General features: G+C 68.2%; 22 protein-coding genes. 10 read left to right on the top strand and 12 right to left on the bottom strand.

The features are described 5' to 3' along the window. Positions 1-16: 16 nt before the first annotated feature. Positions 17-1,021, bottom strand: coding sequence for a TerC family protein (locus ACPP3B_RS10945; RefSeq protein WP_043701815.1), 1,005 nt, complete (start codon positions 1,019-1,021; stop codon positions 17-19). Positions 1,022-1,124: 103 nt separating this feature from the next. Here ACPP3B_RS10945 and ACPP3B_RS10940 point away from each other — a divergent pair, with 103 nt between their 5' ends. After that, positions 1,125-2,012 (top strand): LysR family transcriptional regulator, encoded by an 888-nt coding sequence (locus tag ACPP3B_RS10940; RefSeq protein ID WP_043701812.1) that lies wholly within the window; start codon positions 1,125-1,127, stop codon positions 2,010-2,012. A gap of 133 nt (positions 2,013-2,145) precedes the next feature. Here ACPP3B_RS10940 and ACPP3B_RS10935 read toward each other — a convergent pair whose 3' ends face one another. Together ACPP3B_RS10935 and ACPP3B_RS10930 are read right to left on the bottom strand one after the other, a co-directional pair. Further along, entirely contained in the window at positions 2,146-2,364 is a 219-nt protein-coding gene (locus ACPP3B_RS10935; RefSeq protein ID WP_043701810.1) for a hypothetical protein, read from the bottom strand. A gap of 190 nt (positions 2,365-2,554) precedes the next feature. After that, complete coding sequence (locus tag ACPP3B_RS10930; protein ID WP_424858994.1) at positions 2,555-3,751, bottom strand: JmjC domain-containing protein; 1,197 nt, start codon at positions 3,749-3,751, stop codon at positions 2,555-2,557. A 14-nt stretch (positions 3,752-3,765) separates the two neighbouring features. Here ACPP3B_RS10930 and ACPP3B_RS10925 point away from each other — a divergent pair, with 14 nt between their 5' ends. Further along, entirely contained in the window at positions 3,766-4,263 is a 498-nt protein-coding gene (locus tag ACPP3B_RS10925; protein ID WP_424858993.1) for an FKBP-type peptidyl-prolyl cis-trans isomerase, read from the top strand. A gap of 65 nt (positions 4,264-4,328) precedes the next feature. Here the strand turns inward: ACPP3B_RS10925 and dut are convergent, their stop codons facing one another. From dut to xseB, 7 genes are all read right to left on the bottom strand, one after another. After that, on the bottom strand, positions 4,329-4,778 hold the full coding sequence (dut, locus tag ACPP3B_RS10920; protein ID WP_424858992.1) for a dUTP diphosphatase: 450 nt from the start codon (positions 4,776-4,778) through the stop codon (positions 4,329-4,331). Positions 4,779-4,826: 48 nt separating this feature from the next. Then, on the bottom strand, positions 4,827-6,620 hold the full coding sequence (locus tag ACPP3B_RS10915) for a TRAP transporter large permease (protein WP_424858991.1): 1,794 nt from the start codon (positions 6,618-6,620) through the stop codon (positions 4,827-4,829). 14 nt (positions 6,621-6,634) lie between these two features. After that, positions 6,635-7,252, bottom strand: coding sequence for a TRAP transporter small permease subunit (locus ACPP3B_RS10910; protein WP_424858990.1), 618 nt, complete (start codon positions 7,250-7,252; stop codon positions 6,635-6,637). Between the two features lie 149 nt (positions 7,253-7,401). Then, positions 7,402-8,481: a TRAP transporter substrate-binding protein gene (locus ACPP3B_RS10905; protein WP_424858989.1), complete on the bottom strand. Its 1,080-nt coding sequence runs from the start codon at positions 8,479-8,481 to the stop codon at positions 7,402-7,404. A 203-nt stretch (positions 8,482-8,684) separates the two neighbouring features. Further along, positions 8,685-10,592 carry a 1-deoxy-D-xylulose-5-phosphate synthase gene (gene dxs, locus ACPP3B_RS10900; protein WP_424858988.1) on the bottom strand — a complete coding sequence of 636 codons (1,908 nt, stop codon included), beginning with the start codon at positions 10,590-10,592 and terminating at the stop codon, positions 8,685-8,687. 20 nt (positions 10,593-10,612) lie between these two features. Beyond that, on the bottom strand, positions 10,613-11,563 hold the full coding sequence (locus tag ACPP3B_RS10895; RefSeq protein WP_424858987.1) for a polyprenyl synthetase family protein: 951 nt from the start codon (positions 11,561-11,563) through the stop codon (positions 10,613-10,615). Beyond that, complete coding sequence (gene xseB / locus ACPP3B_RS10890) at positions 11,560-11,814, bottom strand: exodeoxyribonuclease VII small subunit (RefSeq protein ID WP_299019433.1); 255 nt, start codon at positions 11,812-11,814, stop codon at positions 11,560-11,562. The genes ACPP3B_RS10895 and xseB overlap by 4 nt, the downstream gene beginning before the upstream one ends. A 228-nt stretch (positions 11,815-12,042) precedes the next feature. On the opposite strand from xseB, the gene ACPP3B_RS10885 reads away from it, so the two are divergent. From ACPP3B_RS10885 to ACPP3B_RS10875, 3 genes are read left to right on the top strand one after another with little or no spacing between them, the layout of a single operon-like run. Continuing rightward, positions 12,043-13,209 carry an aromatic ring-hydroxylating oxygenase subunit alpha gene (locus ACPP3B_RS10885; protein WP_424858986.1) on the top strand — a complete coding sequence of 389 codons (1,167 nt, stop codon included), beginning with the start codon at positions 12,043-12,045 and terminating at the stop codon, positions 13,207-13,209. Between the two features lie 46 nt (positions 13,210-13,255). After that, the gene (locus tag ACPP3B_RS10880) at positions 13,256-14,134 is read left to right on the top strand and encodes a DMT family transporter (protein ID WP_299019477.1); all 879 of its coding nucleotides are present in this window, start codon (positions 13,256-13,258) and stop codon (positions 14,132-14,134) included. Next, positions 14,131-15,012, top strand: a complete 882-nt coding sequence (locus tag ACPP3B_RS10875) for a sulfurtransferase (RefSeq protein WP_424858985.1) — start codon at positions 14,131-14,133, stop codon at positions 15,010-15,012. The genes ACPP3B_RS10880 and ACPP3B_RS10875 overlap by 4 nt, the downstream gene beginning before the upstream one ends. A gap of 43 nt (positions 15,013-15,055) precedes the next feature. Here the strand turns inward: ACPP3B_RS10875 and ACPP3B_RS10870 are convergent, their stop codons facing one another. Beyond that, entirely contained in the window at positions 15,056-15,949 is an 894-nt protein-coding gene (locus ACPP3B_RS10870; RefSeq protein WP_299019436.1) for a dienelactone hydrolase family protein, read from the bottom strand. A gap of 207 nt (positions 15,950-16,156) precedes the next feature. Between ACPP3B_RS10870 and ACPP3B_RS10865 the strand changes: the two genes are divergently transcribed. Both ACPP3B_RS10865 and ACPP3B_RS10860 read left to right on the top strand, forming a co-directional pair. Beyond that, positions 16,157-17,734: a methyl-accepting chemotaxis protein gene (locus tag ACPP3B_RS10865; protein WP_424858984.1), complete on the top strand. Its 1,578-nt coding sequence runs from the start codon at positions 16,157-16,159 to the stop codon at positions 17,732-17,734. A gap of 156 nt (positions 17,735-17,890) precedes the next feature. Next, positions 17,891-18,454, top strand: a complete 564-nt coding sequence (locus ACPP3B_RS10860) for a hypothetical protein (protein ID WP_299019438.1) — start codon at positions 17,891-17,893, stop codon at positions 18,452-18,454. Positions 18,455-18,499: 45 nt separating this feature from the next. Here the strand turns inward: ACPP3B_RS10860 and polA are convergent, their stop codons facing one another. Next, positions 18,500-21,271 carry a DNA polymerase I gene (polA, locus tag ACPP3B_RS10855; protein ID WP_424858983.1) on the bottom strand — a complete coding sequence of 924 codons (2,772 nt, stop codon included), beginning with the start codon at positions 21,269-21,271 and terminating at the stop codon, positions 18,500-18,502. A gap of 41 nt (positions 21,272-21,312) precedes the next feature. Here polA and ACPP3B_RS10850 point away from each other — a divergent pair, with 41 nt between their 5' ends. Genes ACPP3B_RS10850 through ACPP3B_RS10840 form a run of 3 tightly spaced genes read left to right on the top strand, consistent with a single transcriptional unit; the run spans position 21,313 to position 23,392 of the window. Further along, entirely contained in the window at positions 21,313-21,636 is a 324-nt protein-coding gene (locus tag ACPP3B_RS10850; protein ID WP_299019442.1) for a hypothetical protein, read from the top strand. A 6-nt stretch (positions 21,637-21,642) separates the two neighbouring features. Next, positions 21,643-22,596: a homoserine kinase gene (locus ACPP3B_RS10845; RefSeq protein ID WP_424858982.1), complete on the top strand. Its 954-nt coding sequence runs from the start codon at positions 21,643-21,645 to the stop codon at positions 22,594-22,596. A 16-nt stretch (positions 22,597-22,612) separates the two neighbouring features. After that, positions 22,613-23,392: a BPSS1780 family membrane protein gene (locus ACPP3B_RS10840; RefSeq protein WP_424858981.1), complete on the top strand. Its 780-nt coding sequence runs from the start codon at positions 22,613-22,615 to the stop codon at positions 23,390-23,392. The last annotated feature ends 19 nt before the right edge of the window (positions 23,393-23,411 follow it).

Below are 23,411 nucleotides of genomic sequence, written 5' to 3'. Positions count from 1 at the left end.
GGCCCGCGCGCCGGCGTCACATCACGCGGTGCGGGCCACCGCGGGCGGCCTCGTCCTGGCGCGTCTTCCACAGCGAGTACAGCACGCCGCCCGCGATCAGGCCGAAGGTCACCGACAGCGAGATCACGGCCGGGATCTTGCCGATGATGCCCACAAGGAAGATCTTGGAGCCGATGAACACCAGCACCAGCGCGAGAGCGAATTTCAGGTAGTAGAAGCGGTGGATCATCGCCGCCAGCGCGAAGTACAGCGCGCGCAGCCCCAGGATCGCGAAGATGTTGCTGGTGTAGACGATGAACGGGTCGGCGGTGATCGCGAAGATCGCGGGCACCGAGTCCACCGCGAAGACCAGGTCGGCGGCCTCGACCAGCACCAGGGCGAGCAGCAGCGGCGTCGCCCACAGCACGGGTTGGCCCGTCACGGGATGCGGCTCGCGCACCAGGAAGGCGTTGCCGCGCAGCCCGTCGGTCACGCGCATGCGCTTGCGCAGGAACCTCAGCAGCGGGTTGCGGGCGATGTCCGGCTCCTCGTCGGCAGCGAACCACATCTTCACCCCCGTGATGACCAGGAAGGCGCCGAACACGTACAGGATCCCGCTGAACTCCTTGACCAGCGCCGCGCCCAGACCGATCATCAGCGCACGCAGAACGATCACGCCCAAAATACCCCAGAACAGCACCCGGTGCTGGTACGGGCGCGGAATGCCCAGAAAGCCAAAGATCAGCGCGATCACGAAGACGTTGTCCATGGACAGCGACTTCTCGATCAGGAAGCCGGTGAAGTAGGCCATGCCGCTCTCAGCCCCCAGGTACCACCACACCCAGGTGCCGAACAGCAGGCCGGCGGTGATGTAGCCGGCCGACAGCAGCAGGCTCTCGCGCACGCCGATCTCGCGCTGCTCGCGGTGCAGCACGCCCAGGTCGAAGACCAGCAGGGCGATCACGATGGCGATGAAAACCACCCAGATCCAGGCGGGTTTGCCCATGAAATCGGCGGCCCCAAAAGCAAGCAAAGCGTCCATACGGTGGTCGGATATTCCTGAAAAGCCTCGATTATGCCGACACCGACGTCCGAAAAAAATACCGACGATACGGATAATCGGTTCGAAAAAACCGAAACGTCAGATGCTCAACTACCGCCACCTGTACTACTTTTGGATGGTCGCGCGCGAAGGCGGCTTTGCCCGCGCGGCCGAGCGCCTGGACATGGCGGTGCAGACGGTCAGCGCCCAGGTGCGCGAACTCGAACGCGCCCTGGGCCACCAGCTGCTGCGCCCGGCCGGACGCACCGTCGCGCTGACCGACGCCGGCCGCGTCGCCTTTGCGCGGGCGGACGACATCTTCCGCATCGGCAACGCCCTGCCGCAGGCGGTCCGCGAGGCCGCCGGCCGACCCGTGCTGCGGCTGGCCGTCGGCCTGTCCGACGGGCTGTCCAAGCTGGCCGCGCACGCCTTGCTCCGCCCGCTGCTCGGCACACCCGATCTGCACCTGGTCTGCCACGAGGGGGAGCCCGAAGCCCTGTTGGCCGAGCTGGCGCTGCACCACCTCGACCTCGTGCTGGCCGGCCAGCCCGCCACGCCGCTGCCCACCTTCCCGGTCGACAGCGAGCGCATCGCCAGTTCGCCGGTCGACTGGTACGGGCCGGCGACCCTGGTCACGGCCGATGCCCGGCGGCACTTTCCTCGGGTGCTGCAGACCCTGCCCGTCCTGTTGCCGACGCCCCACTCGCCGCTGCGTCCCTTGCTGGACCGGTGGCTGGACGATCACGGCCTGCGCCCGCGCGTGGCCGGGGAGTTCGAGGACAGCGCCCTCATGGCGGTGTTCGCGGCACGCGGCCTGGGGGTGTTCCCGGCCAGCCGGTTGGGTCTGGACGGCACGGGGCCGCTCCCGGGTCTCGCGCCGCTCGGCGCTTGTGACGGCGTGCGGGAAGACATTCACGCCATCGTGAGCCGGCGCACGCGGCAGCACCCCTTGGTGCGCCGACTGCTCCAGGGGAGCGCTCTGGCACCGTGAGCACGCCCCAAAACGAAGACCGCCCCGAAGGGCGGTCAAACCAAAACCGCCCCGAAGGGCGGTTGAGCGCCGCCGGGGGCCACCCCGGCGCGTGATGCCCACCCACCGGCCCGAGGCCCGGTGGGCGATGTCATCACTGCTTTTGCTCTTGCGGCTTTTGCTCGCCGGCAGGCTGCTGGGCCTGGTCGCCGGCGGGCTGTTGCGCAGGCTGCTGGGCCGGCTGCTGCGCGGCGTCGGCGGGGGCCGGCGCGGCGGCGGGAGCGGGCGCGGGCGCCGGGGCTTCTTCCTTCTTGCCGCAGGCGGCCAGGCCGGCAGCGGCGATCAGAGCGGCGATCAGAGCGGTCTTGTTCATGTTGGGTCGATTCCGAAACGGGAAACCGGGGTCCGTGTTGCACATCCGTCGCCCCGCCGGCACGGGGCGACTTGTGGTCCGTGTGCATCGGCGGCGTGCCGAGCACCAAACAAGTTCATTATAGGATCAACCTACGGTTTTCCCTTGTAAGCAATCGTAACGTTTGCTACCGAACTTGTCCGCCCCGCGCTCAGCGAGCGGCGTGCAACCAGCCCGCGGCAAACCATTGCGCCAGCACGTCGCGGACATCGTCACTGGCACGCCGCACGTCCTCGGCCTCCAGCCGGCGCGTATCCGCCAGCCGCCGCATCAGCCGGGCGTCCCGCCCCCGCGCGATCAGGGCTTCGCCGTTGATGAACACGTGGTGGTCGTCATACGCCATGCGCGTGCGCCGGTCCAGCACCACCGCCCCGGGGATCCAGGGCGCGTCGGTGGGCTCGAACCAGACCCGGGGCTTGGGCTCGGTCAGCACCTCGCCCAGGGCGCAGGCGAGTGCCCGGTCGTCGGCCAACAGGCGTTGCAGCCCCTCCCGGGCAAAGGCATGCAGCCCGGCCGGGATGCGGGCCGGCTCGGCCGTCGCCGGCTGCTGCGGATCACGGTACAGCGCCTCGTCCTCGTGATCATCGGCCAGGCGCTGCGCCAGCTCGGCGGCCAGCCCGCCCCGCTGCGGAACGCGAAAGCCGATCGAGTACGTCATGCAGTCGTCGCCCTCGGCCACGCCGTCGTGCGCCCAGCGCGGCGGCAGGTAGAGCATGTCGCCCGGCTCCAGCACCCACTCCTGCTCCGGCTCGAACCGCTGCAGGATCTTGCAGGGCAGGTCGGGGCGCAGGCTCAGGTCGCGCTGGCGGCCGATGCGCCAGCGCCGCCGGCCGTTGGCCTGCAGCAGGAACACGTCATAGCTGTCGTAATGCGGACCGACGCCCCCGCCATCGCTGGCCCACGAAATCATCACGTCATCCAGCCGGACGTCGGGCACGAAACGAAACCGCTGCATCAGCGCATGCACACCGTCGTGGTGCAGGTCGACGCCCTGCACCAGCAGCGTCCAGCCGGGCCGGCGCAGCGGCGGCAGCGCGTGCGCTCCCCGCCGCGCCCGGGGATCGAAGGGGCCGTGCCGCAGCCGCCAGGTCTGCGACGCGTCATCCGCCCCGGGGTGCTGCTCGATCACGCGGGATTCGACATCCTCGCGCGCCGCCAGACCGAACAGTTCGGCACGCGACAGCAGCGGACGGAAACCCGCAACGGCCTGGCGGATCAGCAGCGGACGCCGCTGCCAATGGCGCCGCATGAAACGCTCGGCCGAGAGACCACCGAGCAGGGCCAGCGGTTCATCGAGCGCCGCCACGGGCGCGGTGGGTGATGCAGGGGAACGGACGGCGCGTGTCATGGGACAATTGTCCAATGAAAATCGCACCCCCCTGCGTGGCCAGCCTGAGCTGGACCCTGAAGGACACCCTGGGCGACGTGCTCGACGCCTCGGACGAACCGGTCGAGTTCCTGGTTGGCGGCCGCGACCTGTTGGCCAGCATCGAGCGGGCCCTGGTGGGCCGAGGTCCGGGCGACCGGGTGGAACTGCACCTGGAGCCGAAGGACGCCTTCGGCGACTTCGACGACCAGTTGATCTACCTGGAGCCGCGCTCGGCTTTTCCGGCCGCGCTGGAGGTGGGCATGGCCTTCAAGGGACTGCCCCCCGGCTGCACGCCCGACGCCCCGCGCGACCGGCTCTACTTCGTCAGCGAGATCTACCCCGAGCACGTGGTGCTGGACGCGAACCACCCGCTGGCGGGCATGGCGCTGCGGCTGAGCCTGCAGGTGCATGAGGTGCGCAAACCCACGGTCGACGAGATCGGACGCGGCAGCGCCGGCACGGGGTTCTTCCAGGTGCGACTCGGCGACTGATCCGCCGCAGGAAGGCCGCGGGCATCGGCGCGCCCGCGGCCCGGGTATGGCCACATGGGCCGGCGTCAGCCGCGCCCGGTGGAGCCGTAGCCGCCCTCGCCGCGCGCCGTCGCCTCGGCGAACGTCTCGACCACGCGGAACTGCGCCTGCACGACGGGCACGATGACGAGCTGCGCGATGCGCTCCAGCGGGGCGATCGTGAACGGCACGGGACTGCGGTTCCAGGCACTGACCATCAACTGCCCCTGGTAGTCGCTGTCGATCAGCCCGACCAGATTGCCCAGGACCAGCCCGTGCTTGTGGCCGAGGCCCGAGCGCGGCAGGATCAGCGCCGCGTAGCCGGGATCGGCCAGGTGGATGGCCAGCCCCGTCGGCACCAGCTCCCAGGCGTTCGGGGCCAGGGTGAGCGGCGCGGACAGGCAGGCCCGCAGATCGATCCCGGCGCTGCCGGGCGTGGCGTAGGCCGGCTGCAGCTCGCGCAGCCGGTCGTCGAGGATCTTCAGGTCGACGTGCATGGTCACGGCGTGGCCGGGGCGGACCCGGGCGGGACCGCCCCGGCCCGTTCACTGCTGGGCCTTCTTCGCCGCCTCTTCCAGCGCCTTGACCGGGTCCAGCCCCTCCTCGTCGGCCGGAGCGGACGACTCCCCTTCCGAGCCCTCGGGTTCGGTGGCACCGCCCTCCTGCTCATCCCCCCAGGGCGCACTGCCGTCGCCGCCGAGCTGGTTGAGCCTCTCCAGCACCGCCGCGTCGTCGACCTGGGCCTTGGCTCCCAGGTTGTCGATCACCAGGCTTGGGAAGGCCATGATGACCGCAACCATGATGAGCTGCAGGATGATGAAGGCGATCGAGCCCTTGTAGATCTGCGCCGTTGTCACCGCCGGGATGCGCTGCTTGGTCACGCGGTCGGTATAGTCCTCGCGTGCGGCCACGCTGCGCAGGTAGAACAGCGCAAAGCCGAACGGCGGCGTCAGAAACGACGTCTGCAGGTTCATCGCGATGATGACGCCGAACCAGATCAGATCGATGCCCATCTTCTCGGCCACCGGCGCCAGCAGCGGGATCACGATGAACGCGATCTCGAAGAAGTCGATGAACATGCCCAGGATGAACACGAGCAGGTTCACGACGATCAGGAACCCCAGGGCGCCGCCGGGCAGCTTGTCGAACAGGTGCTCGACCCAGATGTGGCCGTCCGCCGCGTTGAACGTGAAGCTGAAGACCGTGGAGCCGATCAGGATGAACATCACGAAGATGGTCAGCTTGGTCGAGTTCTCCATCGCCTGCAGCAGCAGCGACAGGGTCAGGCGGCGGCGCGCGGCCGCCATGATCAGCGCGCCCACGGCCCCCATCGCGCCCCCTTCGGTCGGCGTGGCGATGCCCAGGAAGATGGTCCCGAGCACCAGGAAGATCAGAATCAGCGGCGGGATCAGGACGAAGGTCACGCGCTCGGCCAGTCGCGACAACAGGCCCAGCCGCGCGACATGGTTGACCATGGCCAACAGCAGCGCCACGAAGGAAGCGACGGCGACCGAAAAGATCACCAGCTCATCCCCCGGCGCAGGGCCCTCGCGCCCGGTGAGGGGATTGATCAGCGCCTCGTGGTTCTGCCACCACAGATAGCCGGCCGCGGAGGCCACCAGCAACAGCGCAAACAGCGACCGGTGGCCGCTGGCACCGTTGGGCTCGTTGTACACCCGCGCCTCAGGGGGCAGCGGCGGCACCCACGACGGCCGCACGATGGCCACACCGGCGATGAACACCAGATACAACCCGACCAGCAGCAGGCCCGGGATCAGCGCGCCGGCATACATGTCCCCGACCGAGCGGCCCAGTTGGTCGGCCAACACGATCAGCACCAGCGACGGCGGAATGGCCTGCGCCAGCGTGCCCGAGGCGGTGATGGTGCCGGTGGCGATGGTGCGGTTGTAGCCGTAGCGCAGCATGATGGGCAGGGAGATCAAGCCCATCGAGATGACGGCCGCGGCCACGACGCCGGTGGTGGCTGCCAGCAGGGCACCGACCAGCACCACGGCCACCGCCAGCCCGCCGCGCACCGGGCCAAACACCTGGCCGACGGTCTCCAGCAGATCCTCGGCCATGCCGCTGCGCTCCAGGATGATGCCCATGAGCGTGAAGAACGGGATGGCCAGCAGCGTGTCGTTTTGCATGATGCCGAACACGCGCAGCGGCAGCGCCTGAAACAGCGTGTCCGCAAACAGGCCGATCTCCATGCCGATGAAGCCGAAGAACAGCCCTGTCGCCGCCAGCCCGAAGGCCACGGGGAAGCCGCTCAGCAGAAAGACCAGCAGCCCGGCGAACATCACCGGGACGAAGTTGTTGGTGAGGAATTCGACCATGGTCGTCTCGTCGCTCAGTGTTGGCGGGCCGCCGCGGCGACCTCTTCTTCATGGCGCTTCTCGGCTTCGGCGATGTCCTTGGCGAGCTGCTGCGCCTCGCTCGGGCCCGTATGCGCCAGCACGTCGGGGCCGTGCCCAGTGAGGAAGGCGATGCGCTTGATCAACTCGCTCACGCTCTGCAGAAACAGGATGACGAAGCCCACCGGAATGAGCAGATAGACCGGCCAGCGAACCAGCCCCCCGGCGTTGGACGACATCTCGCCGGACTGCCAGGCGCGCTCGAACAGCGGCCAGCCCAGCACCACCATCATGTAGCACAGCGGCAGAATGAAGACGAGGATGCCGACGATGTCGACCCAGTTGCGGGTGCGGTCGGAGAACTTGCTGGACACGAAGTCGATGCGCACGTGGGCGTTGCGCAGGAAGGCATAGCCGCCGCCGAGCAGGAACACGGCTGAGAACAGGTACCACTGGATCTCGAGGAAGGCGTTCGAACTCATGTCGAACGCTTTGCGCATAACAGCATTACCGGCGCTGATCAGCGTGGTCGCCAGGATCAGCCACATGCCGAGCTTGCCGATGCGGTCGCTGATGGCATCGATCAGCCGAGAGAAGGTGAGCAGCGCTTGCATTCCTATCCCCTGGTTCAGGGTCCCGAACGAGAAAGCCAGGTAGTATACCGACCAACCGGCACGGCCCGCAGGGCGTGCCGGTGCCGCCCGGCCACACACACCAACAAAAACCCCGCTTGCGCGGGGCTGGGGGTGGCCGCCGTCGTCGATTACAGCTTGGCGCCCTGCATGTAGCGATCGAACGCCGCTTCCGGCAGGCGGAACCACAGATTCTGGTCGCGACGGAAGGCCGCGTAGTCGCTGTAGATCTTCTTCCAGTTGGGGTTGGAGTTGCTCAGCTCGTCGTACAGCGCCATGGCCTGCTTGAAGGCCTCGTCCATCACCGTCTTCGGGAACGGCGCCACCTTGGTGCCAGCGGCGACCAGACGCTTGAGGGCCGCCGGGTTGCGCACGTCATAGCGGGCCTGCATTTCGGCGTGGGCATAGGCCGCCGCCGACTCGACCATGGCCTTGTATTCGGCCGACAGGTCGTTGTAGGCCTTCTTGTTGATGTAGAAGTCGAACTGGGCGCCACCTTCCCAGAAGCCCGGGTAGTAATAGTTCTTGGCGACCTTGTTGAAGCCGAGCTTCTCGTCGTCGTACGGTCCGATCCATTCGCAGGCGTCGATCGTGCCCTTCTCCAGCGCCTGGTAGATTTCACCACCCGGGATGTTCTGCGGCACCGCGCCCAGACGGCTGAGCACCTTGCCGGCGAAGCCGCCAATGCGGAACTTCAGGCCCTTGAAGTCCTCCGGCCCCTTGATCTCCTTGCGGAACCAGCCGCCCATCTGGGCGCCGGTGTTGCCACCGGGGAAGTTGACGATGTTGTACTGGTCGTAGAACTCGCGGAACAGCTTCAGGCCGTTGCCTTCGTAGTACCAGGCGGTGAGCTGCCGGCTGTTCAGGCCAAACGGGATGGCCGTGCCCAGCGCAAAGGTGTCGTCCTTGCCGAAGTAGTAGTACGACGCGGTGTGCCCGGCCTCGACGGTGCCCTGCTGCACCGCATCCACCACGCCGAACGCGGGCACCAGTTCGCCCGGGGCGTGCACCGTCACCTGGAACTTGCCACCGGACATCTCGCCGATCTTCTTGGCGAACACGTCCGCCGCACCGTGGATGGTGTCGAGCGACTTGGGGAAGCTGGAGGTCAGGCGCCAGCGCACTGTGGGCTGCGCATGCACGGCCGGGGCGGCACCGGCGGCCAAAACACCGGCGATACCGGCATGTTTGATGACGGAACGACGATCCATGAATCCAATCTCCTACGGTTTTGAGACAGTTTGCGGCTGCGGTCGACGACCGCTAAGCACGGCACAGAGCAGTGTAGTGCAGCCCACGCCTGGCCAGCGGGAGTGTAAACCCTGAGAAACGGCGCGGCTCCCGGTGCTTTGAAGAAGTTTCAAAGGCGCAGCGCTCGCCGTCACAAGGTACCCAGTCCCGCGTCCCGAGGCGATCACGCCGCCGGCGGCACGACGGCCAGTGTGGCCCGGGCAGGTCGCAGCAGCATCCCGAAGCGCTCGCGCACGGCGCGCTCGATGCCCTCTGCATCCAGCCCCAGCCGCGCCAGCAGCAGCGCGGGGTCACCGTGCTCGATGAAACGGTCTGGCAGCCCCAGCTGCAAAACGGGGCGCGACACGCCCTCGGCGGCCAGCAGTTCCAGCACCGCCGATCCCGCACCACCCGCGATGGCCCCCTCCTCCAGCGTCACCAGCGCGTCGTGCGTTTGCGCCAGCGACAGCACCAGCTCGCGATCCAACGGCTTGGCCCAGCGCATGTTGGCCACGGTGGCATCGAGCGCGTCGGCGGCTGGCAGCGCTGCGTGCAGCAAGGTGCCAAACGCCAGTATCGCCACCCCGCGCCCACGCCGGCGCACCTCGCCTTGGCCGAAGGGCAAGGACTCGGGCTGCGCGGGCAGCGCCGCGCCCACGCCCGCCCCCCGTGGATAGCGCACCGCCACCGGCTGTGACAGCTCATACGCCGTGGTCAGCAACCGGTAGCACTCCGCTTCGTCCGACGGGCAGGCGATGGCCAGATTCGGAATGCAGCGCAGGTAAGCGATGTCGTACGCGCCGCAGTGCGTCGGTCCGTCGGCGCCGACGATACCTGCGCGGTCTAGCGCAAACACCACCGGCAAATTTTGCAAGGCCACGTCGTGGATGGCTTGGTCGTACGCGCGCTGCAAGAAGGTGGAATAGATCGCCACCACCGGCTTGAGTCCCTCACACGCCAAGCCCGCAGCGAAAGTCACCGCATGCTGCTCGGCGATGCCGACGTCGAAATACCGGTCGGGAAACCGTTGATGAAACTCCACCATGCCCGAGCCCTCGCGCATCGCCGGTGTGATGCCCACCAGCCGCTTGTCGCGCTCGGCCATGTCGCACAACCAGCGGCCAAAGACCTGGGAAAACGTCGGCTTGGGCGGCTGGGCGGGCGGCACCAGCCCCACCGCGGGATCGAACTTACCCGGGCCGTGGTAGGCGATGGGGTCGGCCTCCGCCAGTTTGTAGCCCTGCCCCTTTTTCGTGACCACATGCAAAAACTGGGGGCCTGCCCCATCGTCGAGCAGCCGACGGATGTTTTCCAGCGTGGGAATCAGCGAGTCGAGGTCGTGCCCGTCGATGGGGCCGATGTAGTTGAAACCAAATTTTTCGAACAAGGTGGCGGGCACCACCATGCCCTTGGCGTGCTCTTCGAAGCGCCGCGCCAGCTCCAACAGCGGCGGCGCGACGCTGAGCACCTGCTTGCCCACCTGCTTGGCGGCGGCGTAGAAGCGCCCGCTCATCAACTGCGCCAGGTAGCGGTTGAGGGCTCCGACCGGCGGGCTGATCGACATGTCGTTGTCGTTCAGGATGACCAGCAGCGGCGCCTTGGTCACCCCGGCGTTGTTGAGCGCCTCGAACGCCATGCCGGCGGTCATCGCGCCGTCGCCAATGATGGCAATGGCCCGGCGCCGCTCGCCTTTGGCCTGTGCCGCCAGCGCCATGCCCAGCGCAGCCGAGATACTGGTCGACGAGTGTGCCGTGCCGAAGGCGTCGTATTCGCTTTCGCTGCGCACCGGAAAACCGCTGATGCCCCCCAGCTGACGCAGCGTGTGCATGCGCTCGCGCCGCCCGGTGAGGATCTTGTGGGGATAGGTCTGGTGGCCGACGTCCCACACCAGCCGGTCGTGCGGCGTATCGAACACATAGTGCACGGCGATGGTCAGCTCCACCGTCCCGAGGTTGGAGCTGAAATGGCCGCCGGTGCGCGCCACGCTCTGCACCAAAAACTCCCGCAACTCGTCAGCCAGCGGGCGCAATTGCTGGCGTGACAAGCGCCGCAGATCGGCGGGGCTGTCGATAGAGGTCAGCAATCCGGTCATGGGTTTCCCTCTAGGCGAGCTCAATAGTGGCGCTGGACAACCCAGCGCGCCAGTGCGGCCAATCGGTGCGTGGCGAGGGTGGGGACTTGTCGCAGTGCGGCCAACGCCTGCTCCAGCAGCGCCTGGGCATACGCCCGGGCCGCCTCGATGCCCAGCAGCGACACGAAGGTCGGCTTGTCCGCCGCCGCGTCCTTGCCCGCCGTCTTGCCCAGCGTGGCGGTGTCGGCGGTGGCGTCGAGCACGTCGTCGATGACCTGAAACGCCAGCCCCAGCGCCCGCCCATAAGCGTCGAGCGCGGCCAACACCGACGCATCGGCGCGGGCGGCGAGTGCCCCCATGCGCACGCTGGCCAACAGCAGCGCCCCCGTCTTGCGCCGGTGCATGTCTTCCAGCGCTGCTTGGTCGAGCCGCTGACCGACCCCTGCCAAATCCAACGCCTGTCCGCCGGCCATCCCCTGCGAGCCCGAGGCGCGGGCCAGCTCGCGCGCGAGCGCCACCGCTAGCGCCGGATCACGCTCGGCCCACGCCGGCGCCACCAGCCACTCGAACGCCAGCGCCTGCAGCGCATCGCCCGCGAGCAGCGCCTGCGCTTCACCATAGCGCACGTGCACCGTTGGTTTACCCCGCCGCAGCACATCGTCGTCCATGCACGGCAGGTCGTCATGCACCAGCGAATAGGCGTGGATCAGCTCCACCGCGCCTGCGGCGCACCACACGGGCGCGTCGCGCGGCGGCTCGACCTCGCCCGCGACCGCTTCCCAGGCCGCCAAAACGAGCAATGGACGCAGCCGCTTGCCTCCGTCCAGCACGGCATAGCGCATCGCGTCGCCCAACCCGGCCGGGGCATCGACAGGCAGCCGGTCATCCAGAAACGACTCCATCTGCGCCAACCGCCGGGCCATCCAGTCGGCCATGTCGCTGGCTGCGCGCCCCGGCTCGCACCGCACCGCTTGGGACAGGGCCACGCTCATGTACCAGGCTCCCAGGGCCGGGTCTGGCTGCCGTCCACGATTTGGATTTGCTGCTCCACCGCATCGAGCCGACTGCGGCAAAACGTGAGCAGCGCCGTGGCCCGCTGGTACGCGCCCAACAAATCGTCCAGCGGCATCTGGCCCGACTCCAGCCGTGCCAGCAGCGCCTCCAGTTCTTGCACCGCTGCCTCGTAGGTGGGCGGCAGTGGCTGATCTTGGGCGTCGGCTGGGGAAGTGGGAGCGCGTGACATATCGGGGCGCGATCGAACGGTGAACCGGTCATTGTAGTCAGTTGCCAGACGCCGCGCGTGGGGGGTACAATTCGGCGTCCCCCGCGGTCTGGTGATATCCAGGCTGGCGGGGGACAGTCCTTTCACCCCTCAAGGAGGTGTCGTTCCACCCACCCGCGCCGAACCGTACCCACGTTTCATCCGCGCTTGTCCGCCCCGTCGTCGGGGGAGTCTGAGGTCAGGATCATCATGTCTGATTTGAGTCTTCCATTGCAGCAGGCCAAGAGCCAACTGCCGGTGTCCGTCTATTTCGATGAGGCGCTGTTCAAGCGCGAGCTGGAGACGATCTTTCAGTCCGGTCCGTGCTACGTCGGGCACGCCAACGCGGTGCCCAACGTGGGCGATTACTTTGCCTTGCCGCAAGAAGGCGAAGGCCGCGCGTTGGTGCGTACCGAGCGCGGGGTGGAACTGGTCAGCAACGTCTGCCGCCATCGCCAGGCGGTGATGCTCAAGGGCCGCGGTAACCTGCATAGCGACGGCAAAGCGCACGCAGGCGGGCACATCGTGTGCCCCCTGCACCGCTGGACGTACAGCGGCGGCCAGCGCGGCATGGTCGAGCTGGGCACGCTGGTGGGTGCCCCCCACTTCGCCCAAGACCCGTGCCTGAACCTGCAACGCTGGCCACTGCGCGAGTGGAACGGCTTGCTGTTCGAGGACAACGGGCGCGACATCGCCGCCGACCTTGCCGGCATGGCGGTGCGCGACGTATTCAATTTCGACGGCATGGTGCTGGGCCACGTCGAGCTGCACGAGTGCCACTACAACTGGAAGACCTTCATCGAGGTCTATCTGGAGGACTACCACGTCGTGCCCTTCCACCCCGGCCTGGGCAACTTCGTCACCTGCGACGACCTGCGCTGGCAATTCGCCCCCGAATATTCGGTGCAGACCGTAGGCGTGCAAAACCTGGCGGCCAAGGCCGGCAGCCCCGTGTACCAGCGCTGGCACGAGGTGCTGATGCGCCACCGCGAAGGCAAGCTGCCCGAGCACGGCGCGGTGTGGCTGACGTACTACCCGCACATCATGGTGGAGTGGTACCCGCACGTGCTGACCGTCTCCACGCTGCACCCGATCGCGGTGGACAAGACGCTCAACCTCGTCGAGTTCTACTACCCCGAGGAAATCGCCGCCTTCGAACCGGAATTCATGGAGGCGCAGCGCGCCGCCTACATGGAGACGGCTATCGAGGACGACGAAATCGCCGAGCGCATGGATGCGGGCCGCAAAGCCCTGCTGCAGCGCGGCACGAGCGAGGTCGGCCCCTACCAAAGCCCAATGGAAGACGGCATGCAGCACTTCCACGAGTGGTACCGCGCCCGCATGGGGCTGCCCGCGCACGGTGACATCGACGGCTGATCGCAGCAACTCCCCCCACCGCGCCTCGCCCCGCGAGGCGGGATGGATGGTGGTGGGCGCGTTGCTGTTCGCGTCGATGGGGGTGTGCATCAAGCTCGCGGCGAGTCACTTTCACAGCTTCGAGATCGTTGGCTACCGCGGCCTCATCGGCGTGCTGTTTCTGCTTGCGCTGACCCGGGCACGCGGCGTGTCGCTCGCCACGCGCGTGCCGGTGATGCACCTGTGGCGCAGCGTCGTGGGCACGATCTCACTGCTGACGTGGTTCTACGCGATCGCCGCGCTGCCGCTCGCCACCGCCATGACGCTCAACTACATGAGCAGCGTGTGGGTGGCCACCTTCTTGCTGGGAGGCGCCCTGTTGCTGCAGCGCCGACGGCGCGCGTTGCGCGGGCAGACGCCGCTGTTTTTGACCGTGTTGATCGGTTTTGCCGGTGTGGCACTGGTGCTGCGCCCCACGTTCGACGATGCGGCCGCCCTGGGTGGTCTGGCGGGTTTGCTGTCGGGCCTGTCGGCAGCGCTGGCCTATCTGCAGGTGGCGGCGCTCGCCCGCGTGGGCGAGCCCGAAAGCCGCACCGTGTTTTATTTCTCCTTGGGCGCGACCGCGGTCGGGTTGGCTGGCACGCTGGTCGTGGGCTTTAGCCCCCTCGATACCGTGCAGGCCCTGTGGCTCATTCCCATTGGCCTGCTGGCCGTGCTGGGCCAGCTGTGCATGACGCGCGCTTACGCCAGTGGTGCCACGCTGCTGGTGGCCAACCTGCAGTACAGTGGCATCGCGTTTGCGGCGCTGTACGGCTGGCTGTTTTTTGGCGATCGGCTGCCGCTCATCGGCTGGGTCGGCATGGCACTCATCGTGGGCAGCGGTATTGCGGCAACCGTGCTGCGTGCCCGCGCTGCACCGCGCCTGCCGGCAGAGGAACATGCATGAACGCGGACTTTCCCTCCCCCTTGATCGACGTCGCCTCTGCGCGCGCATGGATGGCCAGCGGCCGTCCGGTATGCATCGTCGACTGCAGCTTCGAGCTCACCGACCCGCACGCGGGCCGCGCACAGTACCGCAGCGGCCACATTCCCGGTGCCCGCTACGCACATCTGGACCACGACCTGAGCGCGCGCCCGGGCGAGACGGCCGTCAACGGCGGGCGCCATCCACTGCCGACCCGCGAGGCCATGATCGAGCGCCTGCGCGCCTGGGGTGTGCGGCAGGGTGAACCCGTCGTGGTTTACGACCGCCAAGGGGGCATGGTATGTGGACGCTTGTGGTGGCTGCTGCGCTGGTGCGGGCATGCGCCCGTGGCGGTGCTCGACAGTGGCTGGCGCGCGTGGGTGGCCGCCGGGGGCCCAGTCGCCCAGGGCGACGAGCCGCTTGCTCCTTCGGTGGGCGACGCCACGCTGGGTGAGACGGGCGTGACGCTGCGCACCCTGGCGGAGGTGGTGCGCGACCTGGGCCGCCCCACGCAGACGCTGGTGGACGCGCGCGCGGCGGCCCGCTTTCGCGGCGAGACCGAAGCGCTCGACCCGGTGGCGGGCCACATTCCGGGCGCGCTCAACCGGCCTTTTACCGACAACTTTGGGCCGGACGGGCGCTTCAAGGACGCCGCCACCTTGCGCCGCGAGTGGGGCACCCTGCTGGCAGGCCACGACCCTGCCACCGTCGTTCACCACTGCGGTAGCGGCGTCAGCGCCATTCCCAACCTGCTGGCCCTGTACATCGCCGGCTTTGGGCTGGCCCCGCTGTATGCCGGGGGCTGGAGCGAATGGTCGCGCGCCGAGCCCTGCCTGCCCTGTGCGCGCCACGTGCCGTGAGGCGCGGGCGGGGGGGCGTCTCGTCAAACGGCCATGTCGAGCTTCATACCGCCCCATGCTGGGCAAACCAAGCCAGGCAGCGCCGCCAAGCATCGGCGGCTGGCTCGGCGCGGTAGGTGGGGCGGTAGTCGGCATGGAAGGCGTGGGGCGCATCGGGGTAGACCACGAAGCGCGAGGCGCGCGCCGCTGCGTTGCCCTGCGCCAGTGCCGCTTGCATGCGCTCCACCGATGCCAGCGGTATGCCTGTATCCGCCCCGCCGTACAAGCCCAGCACCGGCGCCTTGAGCTGATTCACCACGTCGATCGGATGGCGCGGCTGCAACGCGGTGCGCTCTCCTTCCAGCCGGCCGTACCAGGCCACGGCGGCCTTTAGCCGTGGGCTGTGCGCCGCGTACAGCCAGGTCTGGCGGCCACCCCAACAAAAGCCGGTAACGGCGGCGCGTTGGCCGTCGCCGCCGTGAGCGACGGCCCAATCCAGGCAGGCGTCCAGGTCGCGCGCCACCTGTTCGTCCGGGACCTTGGCCACCACTTCGGCCAGCAGGCGCGCCATCTCGCCGTAGCTGGACGGGTCGCCCTGACGCACGAACAACTCCGGCGCCAACGCCAGATAGCCCGCACGGGCAAACCGTCGCGCCGTGTCGGCGATGTATTCATGCACCCCGAAGATTTCGGACAGCACCAACACCACCGGCAAGCCGACGCGCCCAGCCGGTGCGGCACGATAGGCCGGAATGGTTTCAGCCCCGACGGGAATCTGCACGTCGCCCGCCACCAGCCCGTCGGCGGGCGTCTTGATGGCCGTCTGCGCCACCAGGGGCCCGGCAGCAGCGGCGTACCCCAAACCCAGCGCCCCGCGCAATAGACCCCGCCGGCGTGGACCCGCCCCGGCGTGAGTGACGTCGAGCAAGGCATGAACATCACGCTCGTTCAGTGACATGGCACCTCCTTGGTGTGTGGGGGCGATGTGCCGTGCCCCCCGAACCGGCATCTGAGGGTGAATCCGGAACAATCCGGTATGCGAGCTATGGTACAACCGGACCATGGCTGGCTCGTGCTGTCTGTGCCGACCTTACTCGCTTTGCGGGTTTCGGCGCCCCGGGCTGCTTTCTGGACATTCCCTTCCTGCTCTATCACCCCCATTGTCATGCTCAACCGCATCCGCCTTACCCAACGGGTCTTTGCCGTCATCGTGGGTTATCTCGCCGTATTGGGGCTTGTCGTGGCCTCCGGCCTGTGGGGACTGTACTCGGCCAAAGAAAGCTTGCGCAGCATCCACAGCCACCGCATGGCGATCAGTGAATCGTTGGCCGTGCTGTTGCGCAATTATTACGACAACCGCCTGCACGTGCTGCTGGCGTTCCAGCACGCGCCGGACAGCCCGACGCGCGCGCTGCACGACCATCCCACGTCGATGCACTTGGACGTCATCGCCAACCAGCGCGAGTCGAACAATGCAGCGCTCAAGGCCATCGAAGCGCTAACCCCGATGATGGACGAAGAAGAGCGGCGCTTGTTCGACCAGGTGCAGGCGGCGCGCAAGGGCTGGCAAGTCAAACGTGACCAAGCCCTGCAGGCATTGCGGGACGAAAACTTCGCCACCGACGTGATGCAGGCCTTCCTCGTCGCGGGCCGCACCGAGGGTGCCGCCTTCGAAAAAGCCATGCAAGCGTTGCGCGAGTTGCAGTTGCAGCGCGCCGACGCCGAGGCCCAGGCTGCCGAGCGGCGCTACCAGCTCAACCTGGCCCTGGTGGTGGCGGTGTTGCTGCTGGGGGCACTCCCGATGACGGTGCTGATGATCGCCACGCAGCGGCGCATGTCCGAAGGTTTCCGCGTGGCCGACGAAACCGCCAGCGCGATCGCCAGCGGCGATCTGTCGCGGCCCGTCACGGCTTCGGGCGCCGACGAAATCACCCATCTCCTGCAACAGATGGAGCAGATGCGGCGCAACCTGCGCGAGCTCATCGGCAACGTTGCCAGCGCAGCCGACAGCATCGCCAGTGCCGCCGCTCAGGTCGCCAGTGGCACGCTCGACTTGTCGCAACGCACCGAGCAGCAGGCGAGTTCCCTGGAGCAGACCGCCTCGGCCACGGAGGAGCTCAACAGCACCGTGCACCAAAACGCCGCCAACGCGCGCCAAGCCGACGAGATGGCGGAGAAGGCCACGGCCGTGGCCGAGCGCGGCGGTGCCGTGGTGCGGCAGGTCGTCGAGACGATGAACGGGATCAACGCCTCGTCGCAGCGCATTGCCAACATCATCGGTGTCATCGATGGCATCGCGTTCCAGACCAATATCCTGGCGCTCAACGCGGCGGTGGAAGCGGCGCGCGCGGGCGAAGCGGGACGCGGCTTTGCTGTCGTGGCCAGCGAGGTGCGCAACCTCGCGCAGCGCAGCGCCGAAGCCGCGCGCGAGATCAAGGCGCTGATCGACGACTCGGTGACCACCGTCAGCGCGGGCAAAGAGCAGGTCGACGCGGCTGGTGCCACGATGGCCGAGATCGTGCACAGCATCGAGCGCGTGACGGAGCTGATGCGCCAGATCGCCACCTCCAGCGCCGAACAGGCCGACGGCCTGGGGCAGATCAACCAAGCCGTGGCGATGATGGATGGGGTGACGCAACAAAACGCCGCCCTGGTCGAGGAGGCGTCCGCAGCAGCCGCCGCGTTGCGTGAGCAAGCGCAGCACCTCACGCAACTGGTCGGGCGTTTCCGGTTGGGTGGTTGACGCATGCCCGGGCGGCTCACCCAAGGGTGGCGTATCAGCGTGCTCTCCCGCCGTGGTCCACACTCGGCGACGGCGATCGCGGCCGCACTGCTCCTGCCTGCCATTCTCTCGGGTTGCGGGGCTGTCACACCGCCCGCCAAAGCGCCCGAAGGTGCCATGGCAGCATTACCCCCTGCCACCGACGAGCACTTCCTGCTGCGCCAACAGGCGCAGAGCTGTGTGCTAGAGTTGCGCGGCGCGATCGATGCCTCCACCGTGCGGCGCATCGAGGCCCCTCTGCGGTCCGTCGAGCGATTGGACTGCGCGCGCAAGGTGCTACTGTTGCGTGCGGAGGACGGGATCGTGGGTGATGCCATCACACTGGGGGCGATGATCCGCAACCGCGGCTACACCACCCAGGTCGCGCCCGGCGGGACCTGTCGTACCCCGTGCGCACTGGTGTTTGCAGCGGGCATCGAGCGCTGGTTGCCCGCAGAGCCGCAGCCGGCGCGACTGGTATGGACGCTGATCCCGCCGGACGCCGATTTCGGCCACCGGCAGTGCGAAGCCGAGCTCAGCCGCGCCCAGCAGGTGACCCTGATGCGCTACCTGCGCGCGATGCTGCCACCGCAAGCGGCATTGACCGCCTACCAAAACCTGCAAGCAGCAGACTGCCGCAGCGCGGTCACCACAGACCCGGCGCAGGCGCTGGCCAGCGGGCTGGCCACCACCATCCGCTGATGGCAGCCCACGCAGGGGTGGCACCCCACCAGCAAAGCGCCGTCATCAGTGCGCCTGCTCCCAATTGGCGCCTACGCCCACCTCGGCCACCAGCGGCACGCGCAGCGTGGCCACGCCAGCCATCAAGCGCGGCACCTCGGTGCGCACCCAGTCCAGCTCCTCGGGCGGCGCCTCGAATACCAGTTCGTCGTGCACCTGCAGGATCATGCGCGTGCGCAGGCCCGCACCGTCCAATGCACGCTGCACCGCCACCATGCTCATCTTGATGAGGTCCGCCGCCGTGCCCTGCATGGGTGCGTTGATGGCGGCACGCTCGGCGGCCGCGCGGCGCGGACCGTTGGGCGAGCGGATTTCGGGCAGATACAGACGTCGGCCGAAGACGGTTTCCACATAGCCGCGCGCGCGTGCCTGCTCGCGCGTGCGCTCCATGTAGGCGCGCACCCCCGCAAAGCGCTCGAAATAGCGCTCGATGTAGGTTTTGGCTGCGTTGGCGTCGATACCCAGCGCCTTGGCCAGCCCGTAGGCACTCATGCCGTAAATGAGGCCGAAGTTGATGGTTTTGGCATAGCGGCGCTGCTCGGGCGTGACCTGCTCGGGCGGCTGGCCGAACACCTCGGCCGCCGTGGCGCGGTGCACGTCCTGCCCCTCGGCAAAGGCGCGCAGCAGCGCAGCGTCCTCACTCAGGTGCGCCATGATGCGCAGTTCGATCTGTGAGTAGTCGGCGCTGGCGATGTACCAGCCGGGCGGGGCGATGAACGCTTCCCGGATGCGCCGCCCCTCGGGCGTGCGGATGGGGATGTTTTGCAGGTTGGGCTCGTTGCTGGCCAGCCGTCCGGTGACGGCCACCGCCTGCGCGTAGTGCGTGTGGACGCGCCCCGTGGCAGGGTTGACCATCGTCGGAAGCTTGTCGGTGTAGGTGCTCTTGAGTTTGGCCAGGCTGCGGTGGGCCAAGATGCGCGCGGGCAGCGGGTAGTCCTCGGCGAGTTTTTCCAACACTTCCTCATCGGTGCTGGGCGCGCCGGTGGCGGTTTTCTTGATCACTGGCAGCCCCAGCCGCTCGAACAGCACCTCGCCGATCTGCTTCGGCGACCCCAGGTTGAAGGGGCCACCGGCCAGCGCGTGCGCCTCGACCTCCAGCTCGGCCAGCCGCTGCGCCAGCTCGGCGCTTTGGCGACGCAGCGCGTCGGCGTCGATCAGCACACCGTGGCGCTCCATGCGCCGCAACACGTCGCTGACGGCCAGCTCCAGCTCGTAAATGCGCTGCAGCGCGGGTTCGGCCTGCAGGCGCGGCCACAGCACGTGGTGCACGGCCAGGCACATCTCGGCGTCCTCGCACGCGTACGCGGCCGCGCGCTCGATGGGCACCTGCGCAAACGGGATCTGCGCTGCCCCTTTGCCGCAAACGTCCTCATAACTCAGGCCGCGCCGACCGAGGTGCCGCTCGGCCAGACTGTCCAGGTTGTGCGGCTTGTGCACTTCCAGCACGTAGCTCTGCAGCAGCGGGTCGTGCACGTAGCCGCACACGTCGATGCCATGGTTGGCAAACACGTGCTGGTCGTATTTGACATGCTGGCCACACTTGGGCGCAGCGGCGTCCTGCAGCCACGGGGCCAGGCGCTCCAACACGGCCGGCAGCGGCAGTTGGTCGGACGCGTCGGGGCCTTCATGCGCCAGCGGTACGTAAGCTGCTTCGCCCGGCGCCACGCTGAAGGAAATCCCCACCAGCCGCGCGGCCAACGCGTCGAGCGACGTGGTTTCGGTATCCAGCGCCACCAACGGGGCTTGGCGCAGGCGCGCGAGCCACGCATCCAGCGTCGCCCAGTCGCGCACCACCTCGTAGCGTCGCTCGGGCACGGGGGGGGCGGCAAACAGCGTGGCCTGGGTACCCGGCGCGGGCGCGGGCGCGGGGTCGGCCTCACCCTCCAACGCGCGGGCCAAGCTGCGAAAGCCGTAGCGTTGGTAAAAATCACGCAGCGCCGCCGTGTCGGGGTCGCGCCTGCGCAGCGCATCCAGCGACGGCAGGCCTGGCACGTGGCCATCCAGATCGCAATCGGTACGGATGGTCAGCAACCGGCGCGCCAGCGGCAGCCAGTCGCGTGCGCGGCGCAGGTTTTCACCGACCACGCCCGGAATCTCGTCGGCATGCGCCACGATCGCGTCCAGCGAGCCATACGCCTGCAGCCACTTGGCCGCCGTCTTGGGGCCCACCTTGTCCACGCCCGGCACGTTGTCGACCGCGTCGCCCACCAGGGTCTGGTAGTCCACCATCAGCCGTGGCGGCACCCCAAACTCGGCTTGCACCCCCGCCACGTCGCGCACCTTGCCGCTCATGGTGTCGATGATGGTGATGCGCTCGTCCACCAGTTGGCTCAAGTCCTTGTCGCCACTGGAGATCAGCACGCGCCAGCCCTGGTCGGCCGCGGTGCGCGCCAGCGTGCCGATGACGTCGTCGGCTTCCACGTCGGGCACCACCAGCACCGGCATGCCCAACAGGCGAATGACCTCATGGATGGGCTCGATCTGCGCGCGCAGGTCGTCGGGCATGGGGGCGCGGTGCGCTTTGTAGTCCGGATACAACGCGTCGCGAAACGTCGGCCCCGACGCGTCGAAAACGACCGCGATGTGCTCGGCCGGGTATTGTTTTTGCAGCGCCTGCAGCATGTTGATCATGCCGCGAATGGCGCCGGTGGCCGGGCTGCTCGGGTCGCCCGGCACGGCACGCAGGTCGGGCATGGCGTGGTAGGCCCGGTACAGGTAGCTGGAGCCGTCCACCAGCACCAGCAGCGGGGCATCGGATGAGGGGGCAGGAGCGGTCATCGCGCTATTGTGCACGGGGGATTGCCTACAATCAGCGGGTCATGCAGACTGCACCCCACTCCCATCCGACCGTCTACTGGGCCGCTGCGGCGGCCGCGCTCACCGTCGCCCTGGCGCTGCCCTGCGCCGCCGCAGCCGACGCGGTCGCCCCCACCCCCACGAAGCCCGAGCCCAAAGTCGAGCGGCTGGTACACCACGACGGCTGGAGCCGCATCGAGGAGCTGCGCATCGGCGGTCAAACCCGCACGATCGACGTGCGCACGCGCTCGGGCCTGCCCGGCTACGAGGTGCGCCCGATCGACCCCGGTGTCAGCGACGATCGATCTGGCGCGGGCACGCGGCGCTGGCGCGTCACCGATTTCTGAACCGTCATGGCCGTCTTTACCGAAGTCAGCCGTGACGACGCGGCCCATCTGATGCAGCGCTTGGGCCTAGGCACGCTGGTCGAGATGGCGGGCTGCGCCGGCGGCATCGAGAACACCAATTACTTCGTCACCACCGAGCACGACGGCGAGCGCCACGATTGGGTACTGACCCTGTTCGAGCGCCTGAGCGCGGAGCAATTGCCGTTTTATCTGTATCTGATGAAGCACTTGGCCGCGCGCGGCATCCCGGTGCCCGACCCGCAGGCTGACGCGACGGGCACCATCCTGCATACGGTGCGCGGCAAGCCAGCGGCGGTCGTCAACCGCTTGCGAGGCCAGTACGAACCCAACCCGACGCCTCAGCACTGCGCGCAACTGGGCGCGCTGCTGGCGCGCATGCACCTGGCCGGGCGTGATTACGAGCGCGAACAGCCCAACTTGCGCGGCCTGGCATGGTGGAATGAGACGGTGCCCGTGATCCTGCCGCACCTGCAGCCCGAGCAGGCCGCACTGCTGACCGCCGAGCTGGCTTACCAAAACCACATCGCCGCAAGCCCCACCTACCAGGGACTGCCGCGCGGCCCCATCCACGCCGACCTGTTCCGCGACAACGCCATGTTCGAGGACGGCCGCCTGACGGGGGTGTTCGACTTCTACTTCGCCGGCTGCGACACGTGGCTATTCGACATCGCGGTCTGCCTCAACGACTGGTGTATCGACCTGACCGATGGCCGCGCCGACCCCGAGCGCACCCGGGCATTGCTCGAGGCCTACGAGTCGGTGCGGCCGCTGACGGCGGGCGAGCGCGCCCTGCTGCCGGCGCTGCGCCGCGCGGGGGCGCTGCGGTTTTGGATCTCGCGCCTGTGGGACTGGTACCTGCCGCGCCAGGCGGCGGTGCTCAAACCCCACGACCCTACCCACTTCGAGCGCGTGCTGCGCGCCCGGCTGGCCGAATGCTGACCCTCGCCACCCCGATATGAAGCTCCATCGTGTCCCCGCCCGCACGGGCCTGCTCTGGGTCCGGTTGGGGCTGCGCACCTTCGCGCGCCAGCCGCTGGCCATGGGCGGGCTGTTTTTCCTGTTCATCCTGGGCGTCAGTGCATTGGCGATGGTCCCCGTGCTGGGCGCGCCACTGGCACTGTCACTGGTACCCGCGGCCACCCTGGGGCTGATGGCCGCCACCAAGGAAGCCGACCGCGGGCGCTTTCCGATGCCCACGGTGCTGGCCACCGCGTTTCGGGCCGGACGCGAGCGCGTGCACGCCATGCTGCTGCTGGGCGGCCTGTATGCGCTGGGGGCGATCGTGGTCATGGCGCTGTCCGCACTGTTGGCGGGCGACGTCCCCAAGCTGCCCGCCGATGGCACGGAAGGCGCCGAAGCCGTGCTCGACAACCCCGCCCTGCTGCGCCACTTGGCGTGGCAAGCGGTGCTCTACATCCCGCTGGGGCTGCTGTTCTGGCACGCACCGGCGCTGGTGCACTGGCACGGGGTGCATCCGATCAAGAGCCTTTTTTTCAGCCTGGTGGCGTGTTGGGCCAACATGGGCGCGCTGCTGGTGTTCATGCTGGGCTGGGCGGGGGTGTTCTTTGCGGTATCGCTGGTGTTGGTGCTGTTGTCGTCACTGCTGGGTGGGGCCGGCACACTGCAGGTGTTGCTGTTCCCGGTGGCGTCGCTGCTGAGCGCGGCGTTTTTCACCTCGCTGTACTTCACGTTTCGTGACAGCTTTCTGACGGACGAGGGCACACCGCCCGCCTGAGCGCGCGCCCGGCAACCAC

Origin of the sequence: Tepidimonas sp. HKU77 (assembly GCF_049728535.1) — a bacterium.
In the GTDB taxonomy this organism is placed as follows: domain Bacteria; phylum Pseudomonadota; class Gammaproteobacteria; order Burkholderiales; family Burkholderiaceae_C; genus Tepidimonas.
The sequence above is the reverse complement of the archived record's forward strand: the minus strand, read 5'-3'. Positions and strand labels throughout refer to the sequence as shown.

What these genes read in the sequence shown, in the direction of transcription:
- dxs (WP_424858988.1), bottom strand. Translation starts at nt 10,592, where the DNA reads ATGACCGGATTGCTGACCTCTATCGACAGCCCCGCCGATCTGCGGCGC.
- dut (WP_424858992.1), bottom strand. Translation starts at nt 4,778, where the DNA reads ATGCACGTCGACCTGAAGATCCTCGACGACCGGCTGCGCGAGCTGCAG.
- ACPP3B_RS10880 (WP_299019477.1), top strand. Translation starts at nt 13,256, where the DNA reads ATGGTGGTGGGCGCGTTGCTGTTCGCGTCGATGGGGGTGTGCATCAAG.
- ACPP3B_RS10850 (WP_299019442.1), top strand. Translation starts at nt 21,313, where the DNA reads ATGCAGACTGCACCCCACTCCCATCCGACCGTCTACTGGGCCGCTGCG.
- ACPP3B_RS10915 (WP_424858991.1), bottom strand. Translation starts at nt 6,620, where the DNA reads ATGGTCGAATTCCTCACCAACAACTTCGTCCCGGTGATGTTCGCCGGG.
- ACPP3B_RS10930 (WP_424858994.1), bottom strand. Translation starts at nt 3,751, where the DNA reads ATGACACGCGCCGTCCGTTCCCCTGCATCACCCACCGCGCCCGTGGCG.
- ACPP3B_RS10860 (WP_299019438.1), top strand. Translation starts at nt 17,891, where the DNA reads ATGGCAGCATTACCCCCTGCCACCGACGAGCACTTCCTGCTGCGCCAA.
- ACPP3B_RS10940 (WP_043701812.1), top strand. Translation starts at nt 1,125, where the DNA reads ATGCTCAACTACCGCCACCTGTACTACTTTTGGATGGTCGCGCGCGAA.
- ACPP3B_RS10895 (WP_424858987.1), bottom strand. Translation starts at nt 11,563, where the DNA reads ATGAGCGTGGCCCTGTCCCAAGCGGTGCGGTGCGAGCCGGGGCGCGCA.
- xseB (WP_299019433.1), bottom strand. Translation starts at nt 11,814, where the DNA reads ATGTCACGCGCTCCCACTTCCCCAGCCGACGCCCAAGATCAGCCACTG.
- ACPP3B_RS10945 (WP_043701815.1), bottom strand. Translation starts at nt 1,021, where the DNA reads ATGGACGCTTTGCTTGCTTTTGGGGCCGCCGATTTCATGGGCAAACCC.
- ACPP3B_RS10925 (WP_424858993.1), top strand. Translation starts at nt 3,766, where the DNA reads ATGAAAATCGCACCCCCCTGCGTGGCCAGCCTGAGCTGGACCCTGAAG.
- ACPP3B_RS10905 (WP_424858989.1), bottom strand. Translation starts at nt 8,481, where the DNA reads ATGGATCGTCGTTCCGTCATCAAACATGCCGGTATCGCCGGTGTTTTG.
- ACPP3B_RS10910 (WP_424858990.1), bottom strand. Translation starts at nt 7,252, where the DNA reads ATGCAAGCGCTGCTCACCTTCTCTCGGCTGATCGATGCCATCAGCGAC.
- ACPP3B_RS10845 (WP_424858982.1), top strand. Translation starts at nt 21,643, where the DNA reads ATGGCCGTCTTTACCGAAGTCAGCCGTGACGACGCGGCCCATCTGATG.
- ACPP3B_RS10935 (WP_043701810.1), bottom strand. Translation starts at nt 2,364, where the DNA reads ATGAACAAGACCGCTCTGATCGCCGCTCTGATCGCCGCTGCCGGCCTG.
- polA (WP_424858983.1), bottom strand. Translation starts at nt 21,271, where the DNA reads ATGACCGCTCCTGCCCCCTCATCCGATGCCCCGCTGCTGGTGCTGGTG.
- ACPP3B_RS10840 (WP_424858981.1), top strand. Translation starts at nt 22,613, where the DNA reads ATGAAGCTCCATCGTGTCCCCGCCCGCACGGGCCTGCTCTGGGTCCGG.
- ACPP3B_RS10865 (WP_424858984.1), top strand. Translation starts at nt 16,157, where the DNA reads ATGCTCAACCGCATCCGCCTTACCCAACGGGTCTTTGCCGTCATCGTG.
- ACPP3B_RS10885 (WP_424858986.1), top strand. Translation starts at nt 12,043, where the DNA reads ATGTCTGATTTGAGTCTTCCATTGCAGCAGGCCAAGAGCCAACTGCCG.
- ACPP3B_RS10875 (WP_424858985.1), top strand. Translation starts at nt 14,131, where the DNA reads ATGAACGCGGACTTTCCCTCCCCCTTGATCGACGTCGCCTCTGCGCGC.
- ACPP3B_RS10870 (WP_299019436.1), bottom strand. Translation starts at nt 15,949, where the DNA reads ATGTCACTGAACGAGCGTGATGTTCATGCCTTGCTCGACGTCACTCAC.